Source organism: Mycolicibacterium neworleansense, from assembly GCF_001245615.1.
GTDB classification, from domain to species: Bacteria; Actinomycetota; Actinomycetes; order Mycobacteriales; family Mycobacteriaceae; genus Mycobacterium; species Mycobacterium neworleansense.
This window is the reverse complement of record NZ_CWKH01000001.1, coordinates 939619-953290: the sequence shown is the minus strand read 5'-3', so window position 1 is coordinate 953290 and position 13672 is coordinate 939619. Positions and strand designations below refer to the sequence as shown.

13 protein-coding genes are annotated in these 13672 nt (G+C 66.4%); 4 read left to right on the top strand and 9 right to left on the bottom strand.

Annotation, left to right across the window (positions count from 1 at the left end):
• Nucleotide 1 precedes the first annotated feature (1 nt).
• The 7 genes from BN2156_RS04465 to BN2156_RS04435 are packed head-to-tail and all read right to left on the bottom strand — an operon-like array spanning nucleotide 2 to nucleotide 7570.
• Nucleotides 2-1123: an MCE family protein gene (locus tag BN2156_RS04465; RefSeq protein WP_090510670.1), complete on the bottom strand. Its 1122-nt coding sequence runs from the start codon at nucleotides 1121-1123 to the stop codon at nucleotides 2-4.
• On the bottom strand, nucleotides 1120-2400 hold the full coding sequence (locus tag BN2156_RS04460; RefSeq protein WP_090510668.1) for an MCE family protein: 1281 nt from the start codon (nucleotides 2398-2400) through the stop codon (nucleotides 1120-1122). The genes BN2156_RS04465 and BN2156_RS04460 overlap by 4 nt, the downstream gene beginning before the upstream one ends.
• Complete coding sequence (locus BN2156_RS04455; RefSeq protein ID WP_210436571.1) at nucleotides 2397-3722, bottom strand: MCE family protein; 1326 nt, start codon at nucleotides 3720-3722, stop codon at nucleotides 2397-2399. The genes BN2156_RS04460 and BN2156_RS04455 overlap by 4 nt, the downstream gene beginning before the upstream one ends.
• On the bottom strand, nucleotides 3719-4747 hold the full coding sequence (locus BN2156_RS04450; protein ID WP_090510666.1) for an MCE family protein: 1029 nt from the start codon (nucleotides 4745-4747) through the stop codon (nucleotides 3719-3721). Before BN2156_RS04450 ends, BN2156_RS04455 begins: the two co-directional genes overlap by 4 nt.
• Nucleotides 4744-6039 (bottom strand): MCE family protein, encoded by a 1296-nt coding sequence (locus BN2156_RS04445; protein WP_090510664.1) that lies wholly within the window; start codon nucleotides 6037-6039, stop codon nucleotides 4744-4746. Before BN2156_RS04445 ends, BN2156_RS04450 begins: the two co-directional genes overlap by 4 nt.
• 5 nt (nucleotides 6040-6044) lie before the next feature.
• Nucleotides 6045-6887, bottom strand: coding sequence for an ABC transporter permease (locus tag BN2156_RS04440; protein WP_090510661.1), 843 nt, complete (start codon nucleotides 6885-6887; stop codon nucleotides 6045-6047).
• Nucleotides 6884-7570, bottom strand: a complete 687-nt coding sequence (locus BN2156_RS04435) for an MlaE family ABC transporter permease (RefSeq protein WP_234815691.1) — start codon at nucleotides 7568-7570, stop codon at nucleotides 6884-6886. The genes BN2156_RS04440 and BN2156_RS04435 overlap by 4 nt, the downstream gene beginning before the upstream one ends.
• 546 nt (nucleotides 7571-8116) lie before the next feature.
• Between BN2156_RS04435 and BN2156_RS04430 the strand changes: the two genes are divergently transcribed.
• The 4 genes from BN2156_RS04430 to BN2156_RS30850 all read left to right on the top strand — a co-directional run bounded on the left by BN2156_RS04430 (nucleotide 8117) and on the right by BN2156_RS30850 (nucleotide 10217).
• Nucleotides 8117-8767 carry a VldE C-terminal domain-containing protein gene (locus tag BN2156_RS04430; RefSeq protein WP_210436631.1) on the top strand — a complete coding sequence of 217 codons (651 nt, stop codon included), beginning with the start codon at nucleotides 8117-8119 and terminating at the stop codon, nucleotides 8765-8767.
• A 102-nt stretch (nucleotides 8768-8869) separates the two neighbouring features.
• Nucleotides 8870-9274, top strand: a complete 405-nt coding sequence (locus tag BN2156_RS30650; protein WP_090510653.1) for a hypothetical protein — start codon at nucleotides 8870-8872, stop codon at nucleotides 9272-9274.
• Nucleotides 9275-9328: 54 nt separating this feature from the next.
• Entirely contained in the window at nucleotides 9329-9967 is a 639-nt protein-coding gene (locus tag BN2156_RS04420; RefSeq protein ID WP_090510650.1) for a TetR/AcrR family transcriptional regulator, read from the top strand.
• Nucleotides 9968-10046: 79 nt separating this feature from the next.
• Nucleotides 10047-10217 carry a hypothetical protein gene (locus BN2156_RS30850; RefSeq protein ID WP_090510647.1) on the top strand — a complete coding sequence of 57 codons (171 nt, stop codon included), beginning with the start codon at nucleotides 10047-10049 and terminating at the stop codon, nucleotides 10215-10217.
• A 5-nt stretch (nucleotides 10218-10222) separates the two neighbouring features.
• Here the strand turns inward: BN2156_RS30850 and BN2156_RS04410 are convergent, their stop codons facing one another.
• Together BN2156_RS04410 and BN2156_RS04405 are read right to left on the bottom strand one after the other, a co-directional pair.
• Nucleotides 10223-11587, bottom strand: a complete 1365-nt coding sequence (locus BN2156_RS04410) for a flavin monoamine oxidase family protein (RefSeq protein ID WP_090510644.1) — start codon at nucleotides 11585-11587, stop codon at nucleotides 10223-10225.
• A gap of 112 nt (nucleotides 11588-11699) precedes the next feature.
• The gene (locus BN2156_RS04405) at nucleotides 11700-13670 is read right to left on the bottom strand and encodes a serine/threonine-protein kinase (RefSeq protein ID WP_090510641.1); all 1971 of its coding nucleotides are present in this window, start codon (nucleotides 13668-13670) and stop codon (nucleotides 11700-11702) included.
• Between the last annotated feature and the right edge of the window lie 2 nt (nucleotides 13671-13672).

Here is a 13672-nt window from a genome sequence, read left to right as displayed (position 1 = left end):
GTCAGTACGCCCCCCACCGGTAAGGAGCGATCAACGGGTTGCCGGCCGTGTAGGGGCTGGGCATCTGGCCGATCGTGCGGCCCCACTGCATCTCGAGCTCGGTGAGGTTGCCTTCCCACCTGGTCCCGGTGAACAGACTGCTGTCGATCCGGCTCAGGGTCAGATCGACCACCAGGCTGATATTTGCGAAGTCCCCGCGGAACCAGTTGGCCAGCGTGCTCTTCACCCACGGGTATGTCGACAGGAAGTCGAGACCGCGAGTCAGTGCGGGCCCGGCGTCGGCGAGTTCCCGCAGTGTCGGCGCGATGTTGCGCAGGTTGTTGACGAGCGACTCCTTGGTCTGGGCGACAGTCGATGTGGCGATGGCACTGAACTTTCCGAGTGCGTCGACGGCGTCGGCGATCTTGGTGCGCTGCTCGGACAGCACCGCCAGTGCTCGTGGGACGGTGGTGAGCGCGGTGTCGACGGTGTCGTCTCGGGCCGCCACTTGGCCGGCGAGCGCGTCGAGTCGCTCGGTGGCGGTGATGATGTCATCGGTCTGGGCATTGAGCCCGGCGATGAAGGTGTCCAATTGACCGAGAAGGCTGCGCATCTCGTCCTCCCGGCCGGCGAGCGCCTTGGCGAAGGTCTGGTTGATCTCCTGGAGCTGGGCCAGCCCGCCGCCGTTGAGCAACACCGACACTGATGCCAACGTCTGCTCGGTGGTCGGATATGTGGCGGCGGCCGATAGCGGGATCACCGAACCGTCGGCGAGTTCGCCGCGTGGCGCTTCGCCCAGCGGCGGTGCGAGCTCGATGTGCATCGAGCCCAGCAAGCTGGTCTGTCCGAGCTTGGCGGTGCTGTTCGCCGGCAGATGCACGCCGCCGTCGATGCGCATGGTCACCAGCGCGTGCCAGTCCTGGACTTCGATCTTGGTGACATTGCCGACGTTGACATCGCCGACGCGCACGCGGGTGTTCTGCTGGATCACCACCACATCGGGCAGCTGCGCCGCGATGGTGTAGGAGCCGTCGCCGTTGCCTTCGGTGCCAGGCAGGCTCAGTGAATTCAGCCCACGCCACTGGCATCCGGGAATCGCCCAGAGGCACACGGTGACGAGGGTCGCCACCACCAGCCGCCTCAAGGGGTCCCTCCCGGGAGCATCATCCCGGACAGTCCCAGTGCGGGATCGGTCTGGATCGGCGCCGGCGATGGTACCGGCGCAGGTGCCGCCGCCGGTGGCGGCAGGTGTGGATTCAGCCGGTCTTCGCTGTAGGTGATCTCGTTGGGCCGCGCCGACGCCCCGACGAACGGGTTGATCCCGAGCGGCGGAAAGTTGTACTGGCGGTTCTTGATGATCGGCGCGAGGTACTGCACGCACAACTTCGCTGATTGCTCGAAGTCCTTGCGGGAGGCCGCTTGTATTGCGCTGCAGATGAACTGGACGGTGTTGGCGAAGTTGACCGGCGCCAGGATCCCGGTCACCGCACTCTGCGCGGGTTGGTAGATGTTCATGAAGTTCTGGAAGACCGTCGGCGCAATGTGCAGGACCTGCTTGACGTCGGCCCGGCTGTCGTTGAGCGCGGTGGTGATCTCGTTGAGGTGGTCGAACGTCACGCCGAGCCCTTCGCGGTTCTCGGCGACGAACCCGCGCAGGTCGTTGACCGCGGTATCCAAACCTTGGGTGGCAGCGGCCACCTCATCGGGGGTATTGCTCAGCACGGTGCTGACGTCGGCCAGGTTGGTGTTGAACGAGGCCAGCAGATCACTGCTGGAGGACAACGCCGACATCAGCAGCTGCAGATTGCGCACGGTACTGAAGATGTCGGTGCTGTGATCGCCGAGCGCCGAAACCGCCTGGGACAGTTTGATCACCGTGTCGCGAGCGGTATCGCCCTGGCCACGCAGATTGTCCGCAGCGGTGTTGACGAACTCGCCCACCGCACTGGGGCCGCCGGGAGTGGTGGGCTGCAGGGAGTCGCTGAGTTTCTCCAACTGCTGTCGCAGGTCGTCCCATTCGACGGGCACCGCGGTACGGTCCCGCGGGATTTCCGCCCCGTCGGCCAGTTGCGGCCCGCTCTCGTACGCAGGCACAAGCTGGAGTGCGCGGGCGCTGACCAGTGACGGTGACAGAATCGCCGCCTGGACGTCGGCAGGCACCGGGTATTGCTTGTCGACGGTGAAAGTCACCTTGGCCGAGTCGGGCTGCGGTTCGATGCTCTCCACAGTTCCCACCGCCACGCCGAGGATGCGTACCTCGTCCCCGGTGTAGAGGCCGTTGGTGTTGTCGAAGTAGGCGGTGAAGGTGTTGTCGCTGACCCGATCCCACCACGGCGTGGCCACCACCGTGAGCGCGACGACCAAGATCACGCTCAGCGCCGAGGCGATACCGATCCGTAGTACGCGTGTCGACACGGTCACCGCCCGCCCTCGGCCGGCACCGGCGGTCCTAAACTCGGCGGTGGCAGCTCGCCTGGCGCGGGTGCCAGTGCGGGCGGCCCGGGTGGTGGACCGCCGGGCGGTGGGGCGGGCAGTGGCTCACGGTAGGGGTAACGCGGGTCGCCGGGGTTGCCGGTGATCGCGTCAGGCAGGTACAGGTGTGGTTCGCCACCCTGTCCGGTACGTGGGAACGGCGTCGGCAACGGCGGGGTGCCCGGCTGTCCGGTACCGGGGTCGACCAGTTGCGAGGGCAACAGCACATTGGGATCCAGGCCCAGGTCGGAGAACGCGGAATCGACGAAGGGCTGGGCGAACTGCCCGGGCAACAGGTTGACCAGCGAGGCCTTGAAGAAGGGTCCGGCTCCGAGTACCTCGCCGAACGACATGGCGTAGCGGCGCAGCAGGTACAGCGTGCGCTGCAGTTCACCCTTGCGGTGGTCCAGGATCTCCAGCACCCCGTTGAGCTTGTCGACCGCGGGCTTGAGTTGCGTGCGGTTGTCGGCGACCAGGCCGGAGATCTGGTGTGACACCGCGGTCAGGTTGTTCATCAATGCGTCGACCGAGTCGCGCTGGGACAGCAGCTCGGCCAAGAGTGCGTTGGTGGTCACCACCAGGTTGGCGATCTGGTCACTGCGCTTGGCGAGCACTCCGGTGACCTTGTTGGCGTTGGCCAGCAGGTTGCGCAACTGGGTGTCCCGGGCGGTGAGGGTGTCCGAGAACCGGGCCACGCCTTCCAGCGCGAGTTTCAGATCCGGCGGGGTGTCGCGGAACGTCTGTGCCAACGTGGCGAGTGCCGAGGACAATTGCGTGGTGTCGAGCCCGCTGATGGTGGTGGTGAGATCGCCCAGCGCCGAGGGCAGGTCATACGGCGAGGTGGTCCGTTCGATGGGTATGGGTCCGGTCAGGTTGCCGTCGCCGCGGGGCGTCAGCTCGAGCACCTTGGTGCCGAGCACGGTTTCGGTCTTGATCGCCGCTTCGGTGCGCTCGCCCAGCTCGACACCATCGCGGACGGTGAAGCCCACCAGTACCCGGGCCCCCTGGAGTCTGATCTCCGACACCCGGCCCACGCTCAACCCCGAAACCCGTACATCGCTTCCGGTTTTGATCCCACCGGCCTCGGCGAAATACGCGGAGTAATCGGACGTGCCCTTGATGAACGGAATCTTGTCGTAGGAGAAGGCCGCGGCCACCGCGGCACCGAGCAGGAGGATGGCCACCGCGCCGACAGCCGGCCGACTGCGCTCTGCCAGGGGCTTGATCGTGGGGCGCTTGAAGCTGAATCGCTTGAGCGTGAGTGAAGTCATTTCGGCGTGCACCGTCCCGAATCCTGGCCGGCGAGTTTGACATACACGGGCTGGCCACCTTTGCCGTTTAGCTTGAGAATCGCGTCGCACAGGTAGAAGCCGAAATAGTCTCCGTAGAGCCCGTTTCGGGCCAGCACCTGATAGGCATCGGGCAGGGTCTTGACCAGGTCGTCGACATAGTCTCGGTCTGCCATGATCTGTCCGGCGAACCGATCTGTCTGGGTCACGGCCTCTTTGATCGGCTCCCGGGCGGTCGTCAGCAGGTCGGCCACCGAGCCGGCCGCGGCGTTGATGTAGGCCGTCCCGGTGGCGATGTCGGATTTGCGCTCGGCCAGTCCGGCGACCAGTTCGGACAGTTTGTCCAGCCCTTCGGCGAACTGTTCGTCGCGCTTGGCGAATGTGGCGAGCACGGTGTTGAGATTGGTGATCACCTGGCCGATCAGCTGATCGCGGCCGGCCAGTGTGGTCGTCAACGCCGAGGTCTGGGTAAGTACCGAAGAGATGGTGCCGCCCTGTCCCTGGAACACCTTGAGCAACTCCCCGGACAGCGCATTGACCTGGTCTGGATCGAGTGCGCGGAACAACGGCCGGAATCCGCCGATCAGCGCGTCCACATCCAGTGCGGGGGCCGTGCGCTCCGGCGGGATCTCCTGTCCCGGCTGAAGTTTGCGTACCGATCCGGGCCCTTCGTCCAGCGAAAGGTAACGATCGCCGATCAGATTTTCGTAACGGACCGCGGCTCGGGTGCCCTCGGTCAGCGTCAGTGTCTTGTCGATCGCGAAGTCCACGGTGACGGTCCCGTCCTTGTGCAGGGTGAGATTCGTGACCTTGCCGACCTCGACGCCGGCGATACGGACGAAATTGCCGCCCTTGAGCCCCGAGACATTGGTGAACACGGCGCTGTAGGAGACCCGCGAGTCGAACCGGAACTGGCCGAAAACCGTCACCAGGATGAAGGTGAAGACCAGGCTCAGCGCGGTGAACAACACCACCCGAGTGGCTACGCGGACCGTTGCGCCTCTCATGGCTGTCCTTCCGATGGTGCGGGCGGGGCCGGCGGCAACGGACCCGGCGCCGGGCCGCCCGGATAGCGGATGCTCGGCGGTTCGGGGATCGCACGGGTGACCGGGAAGTAGTTGGCCCAGCCGGGGAATCCGATGCCCGGGTTCGGCCGGACATCCAGTCCGGTACCGAATCCCGTGTCGGTCACCAGATACTTGACCGGGAAGTTCTTGCTGACGTCCGGCAGCGACCCGCAGCTCGGCCTGCCGCCGGGGCCGCCCTTGGCGTTGACGACCGGCAGGTTGTCCGGATATCGGTAGGGATCGTCGCCGGCCAGCAAGGCCGCGTCCATGATCACTGATTTCCCGTTGCCGCCCAATGCATCCCGACCACCATGCTCGAGAAACCAGACCGCCCCCTGGAACAGGCACGTGTAGGTCGGCGAGTACTTCATGAACAGGGCGGTGGTCGGGTCGAGCAGGTTCAGCGCCCGCACCAGGTTCGGTTGGTTCGCGCCGAGGGTGTCGATGCCCGAATGGGAGAAGCCGACCGCCGACAGCAGCAACTCGTCGAGCGCCTGGGCTTGGTTGCCGATCGTGTTCGAAGTCGTCGAGAACGAGTCCAGGATCGACAGGATGTCTTGTGCAGCGGCGGAATATGCCTGGGACGTCTGACCGAACAGTTGCCAGTCCTTGCGGATGGTGTCCATTCGGGGATTCACCGCGAGCAGCACCTGGTTGGCGCCGGTGATGGCCTGGCCGATGACTTCCCCCTTGCCGCGCAGGGATTCGCCGACGGCGGCGAGAACTGAGTTGAGTTTCGCCGGGTCGATCGCGGTGACGATGGATTGCAGGTTCTCGAATACGGTGTTGACCTCGACGGTGACGTTGCGCGAGTGCAGCACCGCGCCGGGTCGCAGCGGCTCACGACTCGCACCGGTCTCCGGGACGATGAGGTCGACGTATTTCGCGCCGAAGGCGGTGCTGGATTTGATCTCCGCCTCGACGTCGCCGGGAAGGTAGGCGAAATCGTCGGGATCGATCTTGAGCCGGAGCCTCGCTCCTGTATCCCCTGCGGCCCCGGATTCGGCGGCGATGGAGGACACTTCACCGATCTGGACACCCCGCAGCTTGACCTTGGCGCCGTCCTCCATCACCAGACCGGCCCGATCGGAGACCAGGGTGAGTGGGACGCTGCGCCGCAATGTGCCGGTGAACAACAGGGCGGTCAGCGCGGTCACGGCCACGACCACCAGGACCAGCACCGGGGCCCACCAGATGGGGTCGATCTTTTCTCGCCGGGGTGAGTTGGTCATCGCCGCTACCCCGACAGGTGGAAGTTTCCGGACTGCCCGTACACGGACAGTGTGATGGTCAACAAGATGAACACGCCGGCGGTGATCGAGGTGCGGACCGCACGGCCGACGGCTTCTCCGACCCCGGCGGGTCCACCGGTGGCGGTGTAGCCGTAGTAGGTATGGATCGCCATCACCGCCGCCGCCATCGCGAGCGCCTCGGTGAACGACCACAGCAGGTCGGTTGGATGCAGGAATGTGGTGAAGTAATGGTCGTAGACGCCACGTGATTGGCCGTAGATGATCGTGGTGCCGAATCTGGTGGCCAGAAAAGACATCAGCACCGCGACGGTGTAGATCGGCACCACCGCCATCACGCCCGCCACGATGCGCGTGGACGCCAGGTAGGTGATCGCCCGGATACCCATTACCTCCAGTGCGTCGATCTCCTCGTTGATCCGCATGGCGCCCAATTGCGCGGTGGCACCGGCGCCGATGGTGGCCGCCAGCGCCACCCCCGCGGTCGCCGGGGCGATGAACCGGACGTTGAGAAAGGCCCCCAAAAAACCGGTGAGAGCCTCGATTCCGACGTTGGACAGCGTGTTGTAGCCCTGGACGGCGATCAGCGCACCGGTGGTCAGGGTCAGGAACCCGACGATCACGACAGTGCCGCCGATCACCGCGAGCGCTCCAGTGCCCATGCCCATCGTCGCGATCAGCCGCAGGACTTCGCCCGGATAGCGTCGCAACGCTTCACCGGTGGACAACAGCGCCTGGCCGTAGAAGGCGGTCTGCTCGCCCACGCGGCGGGACCCGTCGACGGTCCGGTTCAGGATCGCTGGTCCGCGGTCCTCGGAAGTGGTTGTCACGGCGCCACCTTGACGCCGAAGGCCGTGGCCAGGATGTTGATGAAGAACAGCGCCATGAACGCGAACACCACGGTCTCGTTGACCGCGTTGCCGACAGCGGTCGGGCCACCGCCCACCGACAGGCCCTTGTAGCAGGCGATCAGGCCGGCCGAAAGTCCGAACAGCAGCGCCTTGACCAAAGACACCACGACCTGCGGCAGGCCGGTCAGCAGGGTCAGCCCGGCGACGAAGGCCCCCGGTGTCACATGCTGGACATACACCACGAACACGTAGCTGCCGGTGAGCCCGACCACTGCGACCACCGAATACAGCATCAGCGCAACGAAAGTCGCCGCGATCACCCGCGGTACCACCAGCGCCTGGACCGGGTTGACCCCGATCACCTTCATCGCGTCGATCTCCTCGCGGATGGTCCGCGCGCCCAGGTCGGCGCACATCGCGGTGGCGGCCGCGCCGGAGACGACGATGGCCGTCACCACCGGACCGACCTGGGTCACCGAAGCCAGGGCGGCCCCGGCACCGGACAGGTCACCGGCGCCGACCTCGAGCAGAACGATGTTGAGCGTGAACACGATCAGCACCGTGTACGGGATGGACAGCACCACAGTGGGCACGATCGAGACCCGAGCCACGAACCAGATCTGATCAAGCAGCTCACGCCACGCGAACGGCGGACGAACCATCGCGGCGAAGGTCTCACCGGCCAGGACGACGAAATCGCCTACCGCGAAAGCCGGTTTGGCCCAGGCGATCCCCGTCACGACCGACCGCCGAGGAAGACAGGCACGGCCCTACCCCGATCGCCGTGGGACGTCGACGCAGGACGACGACAACGGCGTCGTTGTCGCGCTGCGCGAGCACTGTTGTGCGGATCCCACATTCATTCCCATCGTCGCCGAACCTGCGCGGGAGGTTAGGAGTGGGCGGATTAGCTGTCAACGCATGCCAGCGGGAAACGCCGCCGTCAATTACCCATATTCGCTGGCTGCGACGTTTGCACGGGTTCGGCTCAGCTCGATCGAATCAGGACGATCCGAGCCCCATTGCGAAACGTCGTGGCCAGGCGGATGGTCTGAATCCGGGCGCCTAGACCCCGACGACGGGACTAATGAGTTCCGCTCGCGCCGCTCCGCGAATGCGGCAGATTCCCCGAGACCTGCCCGCGTCGCGTGCGGGCCGGCTACTGGCCAACGACGGTTCCTGTCCCGCCGGCCGCCCGCGCGCAGTAAATTGCTGCCGTGGGGAAAAGACTGTTCGCCGACGGCAGGGGCCGGTTGCTGGCACTCGGCGTCTCGGTTGCCGTGGCCGCAGGCATGGTCTACGTGCAGAACACGGAATCGGACTGCTGCGCGCAAGCCCCCGCGGCCACGCCGCCCACCAGTCAGCACCAGCCGGCACCGGCACCCGCACAAGCCGAGTTGGTGGCCGCCAGCGCGCCCGTCGTGGCCCGTGACTTCCAGTTCTCCCTGCCCAAGGGCCCGGCGCCCGAGGGTGGGCTACAGGTCAAGACCATCTGGGTGGCCCGTGCCATCGCCGTCATGTTCCCCGAGATCACCACCATCGGCGGGTACCGGCAGGATGCACTGAAGTGGCATCCCAACGGCTTGGCGATCGACGTGATGATCCCCAACTATCACTCCGAGAAGGGCATCGAGCTCGGTAACCAGATCGCCGGTTTCGCCCTGGCCAACGCCAAGCGCTGGGGCGTGCTCCATGTGATCTGGCGTCAGGGGTTCTATCCGGGGATCGGCGCCCCGAGCTGGACCGCCGACTACGGCAACGAGACCCTCAACCACTTCGACCATGTACACATAGCCACCGACGGCGGCGGCTACCCCACGGGCCACGAATCGTATTTCCTGGGCTCGATGTCGAAGTAGGCCGCGGCCGGCGGGCGCGTTTCGGGGCGGGGCGAGCGGGTATGCCCCGCAGCACGGGGGGTCGTGAGGACCGCGAACGCGCACAAGGCAAGGAGTCCGCCAATGACCCTCAAGAATGCCGCGGCCAAAGCCGCCACAGCGGCCGCATTGCTACTCGCCGGCGCAGGGGCCGGTGCGGGCCTGGCACAAGCCGATCCGCCCGGGCCGTTTCCGCCACCGATGCCGCCCATCCCCGGCCCTGGCGTGAACGCCGGTGTGCCGGGCAACCCGCTGCCGCCGGGGCAGAACTATCTACCTCCTCCGGGTCACGGCGGCATCATGCCGCAGGACCGCATCTCGTTCGCGGCGCCGCCGCCGTGGGTCCTGGTGCCGGTGACACCACCGATGGGTACGCCGCCGGCGCCACCACTGCCCGATTGGGCGGCTGGTCTGCCGATGTTCTGGAATCCCGATCTCGGTGCCTGGGGTGTGTGGGACGCACCGGCGGGTGTATTCGTCCGCATCTAGCGGGGCCCGACTACGTCCGTAGTCAGAATATTGACGCCCGGTAGGGTGCTGTCAATGAAGCGCGTAGAGGTGGTGCGCGGATACGGCGGCATCAGTGCGGCCGATCGCCGTACCGAACGACGGAGCAAGCTGCTCGCCGCCGGACGCCAGATCTGGGGCGAGTCCGGCATCACCGAGGTGACCGTGCGCGCCGTCTGCACTTCTGCCGGACTGACGTCGCGCTACTTCTACGAGCAGTTCCCGAGCCGAGATGCCTTGCTGTTCGCCATTTCCGACGATGTGCGGGACCAGTTGCTCACTGCCCTCGTGAACGCCGGTGTCGGGGATCCCGGCACGCTGACCGACAAACTACGGTCGGCGCTCACCGCATTCCTGGACATCATCGCGGCCGATCCACACATCCATCGCATCGCCACCGGCGATGTGAGCAGCGTGGCCGGGCTGACAGAGCACCGGACCCACATCCTGGAGATGATCACCGGCCTGATCGTTCGGCACGCGCCGGATGTTCTGCCGTCCTCGCCGCCGAGTCCTGCCGAGTTGCGCCGCGGCGCACAGTTCATGGTCGGCGGGGTGAACCAGATCATCGAATCCTGGCTGGCCGATCCGACCGAAACCACAGAGGAACTCGCGGCCGAATGCGCCGGCCTCTGCGTCGCCGTGGTGCGCGGGGTAACCCGGTCGAGCGACTAGCGCCGCCTACGGTGTTTAGCCCGAACGGTGGCGGCAACCCTGAGGGTGATCACATATCCCCCAACAGAGAGGCTCCCTCATGAGCCATCCGGATTCGGACAAGGGCGAGGCGGACGTCGAGCGGGACACCCATGTGGCCGCATCGCGCGCCGGCCGCGATTCCGACGGCAGCTACGTGGGACGCACCTCAGCCGACGACGATTTCGACAGCGGGCAGACCGGGGCCGAGGCGCGTAGCTCAGACGGCTGAGCGCGTCAGGCCGCCACCACACTCTCGGCCGCCATCACCTCCGCGGCGGCGCGTTCACCGGACCGGACCGCGCCGTCGATCCAGCCGCACATGATGGCCGAACTCTCCGTGCCAGCCCAGTGGATCCGGCCACACGGCGTCCGCAACGCGTGCCCGAACTCGGTCAGCACCCCAGGCGGCGCATGGCTGATCATCCCGCCACCCGAATACCGCTCCACCGTCCAGTTCTGCTCGTGGTAACCGATCGGCGATGCCGATTTCGGGCCGAACCGGTCGATCAGCTCATCGAGCACAACGGCCTTGCGCTCGGGCGCGTCGAGTTGTCCGAGCCGTCGGGCCGCCGGCCCTTCGGTGATGACGCACATGATGCCGGGAGTTCCGGTGTCGGTGCAGGCGTCGATGGTCAGCGTGGCAGGGCTACCGGGCGCGGCAGACTGCCCGCACAGCCCATCGGCGCGCCAGAAGGCGGTGTCGTAGACGATCGAGATCTTGAAGACGGCACCGCTGGGCATGCGCTGGTGCAGGAACATCCGGTCCACAGGGAGCTGCGGCTCATAGGCGATCTGGCTCGCCACGGCCAACGGGACGGCGACGATCGCCTGGCGCGCCCGCACGGTCATACCCTTGACGTGGACGGTCACGCCGCAGTCGTCGTGCTCGACGAGATGTACCGGCTGTGAGAGATGCAGTGCGTCACCGAGTTCGGCGGCCATCGGCCGATAGATCGCGCCCATTCCGCCTTTCACCCTGGCATCCTGCGCCCCGTCCTTGTTGGAGATGACGAAGACCGGCCCACCGCCGGACCCCATCTGGTGCAGCGCCCACAGCAAGGACACCTCCGAGGCCGCCGAGGTGTAGATGCCGGCGAGCGCCATGTCCAGCATCTCGCGTGCCTGCTTGGAGCGCATGTGACGATTGATCCACTCCCCCAAGGTGATCCGATCCCATTCGATTGCCTTCTTGGCCTCCCACGGCGCCTCGAAGGGGATCGACCTGCACATGAGTTCCACCTCGAGCAGGCCGGCGCCGAGATTGGCGATGGCCCACGGACTCATCGCCCAGGGAATCGTCCCGGAGTAGCGGTGCTGTTTACCGTCGACGATCATCATGGCGTCGCCGTCGACGTACTGCTTGTATTCGGCGACGCCGAATTCGGCCATCAGGGCCTTGATGCGGTCCTGTCCCGGTCCTACCCAGGCCCCGCCCCGATCGATCCAGGTACCGTCATCCAGCACCTCGGTGAAGGTGCGACCCCCCACCCGATCGCGCGCCTCGAGCAGGGCCACGGAGTGGCCCGCCTGCTTGAGCCTCAATGCCGCGGTCAGGCCGGCAAACCCCGCACCTACCACACAGCAGTCGACATCTGTCATGGTCGCCCTCCCCGTTTCGACGGGTCACATGCGCTAAAGCTACGCCGATCCGGCCCCCAACGATCCGCTTCAGCAAATAATGACGAGTCAGTCAGCCCGCCCCTGGCTGCCTTCAGAGCCAGCTGGGCGGCCGAATCGCATTGGCGACGTCGACCAGGGTGTAGCGATGCCGCCGCCGCGGCGAGCGCCGGGCCAGTTCCCGAAGCGCCTCTTCGATGCCCCGGCGAAGACCCCACTGATCGAATGGATAGCCGAAAATCGGATCATCGCTCGAGGCCTCACCTCCCGCCCGCAGCCAGTCCAGCGCTGTGCCGAGCACCAAGGCGCGTATCTGGAGGCCTCTCGGCTCGGTCTCCGCCAAGCGTCCGACCCGTCGCGCCGCGTCGCGCAGGTCCGCTTCGGTGATCTCGGCGCACGCCCTCCCGTCGAGCATCATCACCACTGACGTCAGATGCGCTTCGCCGTAATGCCGCGAGGTCACCGGGACCTGGTCGAGTACCGCGATCGCACCCGCCCGGTCGCCACGGCCGGCCAGTAACCGCGCCAGACCGAACGCCGCGTTCACCATCGACGGGTCGGTGCGCCACAACGTTCGGTAGTACCGTTCGGCCGATGCCCGCAAGCGTTCCGCGTCCGGAGCCCCGCCTGCGTCGAGTTGGAGTTCGGCCGAGGCGGCGGCGGCAAGCTTGGGGGCTGCTTCTCCGGGGAGCAGACCGACAACCCGCTCGAAACAGATCAGCGCGGACCCGGGATCACCGCCCTCCAGAGCCGTCATCCCCTCGTCCCAGTCTTCGCGCCAGTCGTCGTCCGACTCCTCTGCCGTTACCGGTTTCGGCAGGGCGCGAGCGACGTCGCGTGGGTCCAGGCGGACGGTGCGCCGTCGCCCGTCGACGAGCAGATCGGTGCGCTGCAGCGCCAGATCGGCACCACAGGTGGAACGTGTCGTACCGAACAGCGTCGACGTCCAGGGACTCGGCGCACCGGTCTGCTCGGCCAGGATCTCGTGCAGCACCCCGCGGCACTGGCCGGCCAACTCATCGATTGACGAGAACCGTTGCGCTGGGCGGGGGTTCGTGGCCCGGACCAGGAGTCGATAAAATGACTCATACCGTTCGAAAAGCGGTACCTCATCGCGGGCGGGAAGCGATTCGGCATGGCGGTCACCGGCCAGGTCGACGGTGAGCTTGGCCAAGGTACGGCCCACCGTGTAGACGTCGCTGGCCACCGTCGGCCCGGTCCGCACGATCTCGGGCGCCTGAAACCCCTTGGTGCCGTAGATATATCCGAAGTCACCGATGCCGGACACCGCTCCCATGTCGATCAGCTCGATGTTGTCCTCGGTGAGCATGATGTTGTCCGGCTTGAGGTCGTTGTAGACCAGTCCGAGCGAGTGTAGATAGGACAGGGCGGGCATGACGTCGAGTAGATAGCCGAGTGCCTGTTCGACGGGCATCATCCCCTGCTGCGTCGCCAGGATCGCTTCCAACGTGGTTCCGCCGATGTACTCCATCACGATGTAGCCGACCGGGCGTCCGTCGAACCCCGGGTGTTCGACGAAGTTATAGATCTTGACGATGCCGGGATGGTTGACCATTGCCAGGAACTGGCGTTCGGCGACGACGATCGCCTGCGCCTGCTGCGCTCCGGGCTGCAGCAGCCCTTTGAGCACCACCCACCGGTCGCTGACGTTGCGATCGATCGCCAGATAGATCCAGCCGACACCGCCGTGGGCGATGCAGCCCTGGACTTCGTACTGGCCCGCCACCAGCTCGCCGGTCTCCAGCTGCGGTGAGAACGAGAACAACGTGCCGCAGTGCGGACACACACCTTCGCTGGGTCCGGGCTCGCCGGCGGTCCCCCGCCCCACCGGTCGCCCGCAGCCGCCGCATTCCCGTTTCGACTCGGCGACAACGGGATTGGTGAGGATCGCACTGGCCGGCTCGATGTCCTCCCGGATCGGGATCTCGACCAGGCCGTCGCCGATCCGCCGGTGTCCGGTCCGCAGCCGCGGGCGGGTGCCCTCGACCTTGACCGGGGCGGACTCGGTGACCAGGACGGCCCGTGTTCCCTCGTCGCGGGCCATGA

Coding starts and splice junctions, on each gene's coding strand:
- BN2156_RS04405 (WP_090510641.1), bottom strand. CDS start 13,670: ATGGCCCGCGACGAGGGAACACGGGCCGTCCTGGTCACCGAGTCCGCC.
- BN2156_RS04410 (WP_090510644.1), bottom strand. CDS start 11,587: ATGACAGATGTCGACTGCTGTGTGGTAGGTGCGGGGTTTGCCGGCCTG.
- BN2156_RS30850 (WP_090510647.1), top strand. CDS start 10,047: ATGAGCCATCCGGATTCGGACAAGGGCGAGGCGGACGTCGAGCGGGAC.
- BN2156_RS04420 (WP_090510650.1), top strand. CDS start 9,329: ATGAAGCGCGTAGAGGTGGTGCGCGGATACGGCGGCATCAGTGCGGCC.
- BN2156_RS30650 (WP_090510653.1), top strand. CDS start 8,870: ATGACCCTCAAGAATGCCGCGGCCAAAGCCGCCACAGCGGCCGCATTG.
- BN2156_RS04455 (WP_210436571.1), bottom strand. CDS start 3,722: ATGACTTCACTCACGCTCAAGCGATTCAGCTTCAAGCGCCCCACGATC.
- BN2156_RS04445 (WP_090510664.1), bottom strand. CDS start 6,039: ATGACCAACTCACCCCGGCGAGAAAAGATCGACCCCATCTGGTGGGCC.
- BN2156_RS04435 (WP_234815691.1), bottom strand. CDS start 7,570: ATGGTTCGTCCGCCGTTCGCGTGGCGTGAGCTGCTTGATCAGATCTGG.
- BN2156_RS04450 (WP_090510666.1), bottom strand. CDS start 4,747: ATGAGAGGCGCAACGGTCCGCGTAGCCACTCGGGTGGTGTTGTTCACC.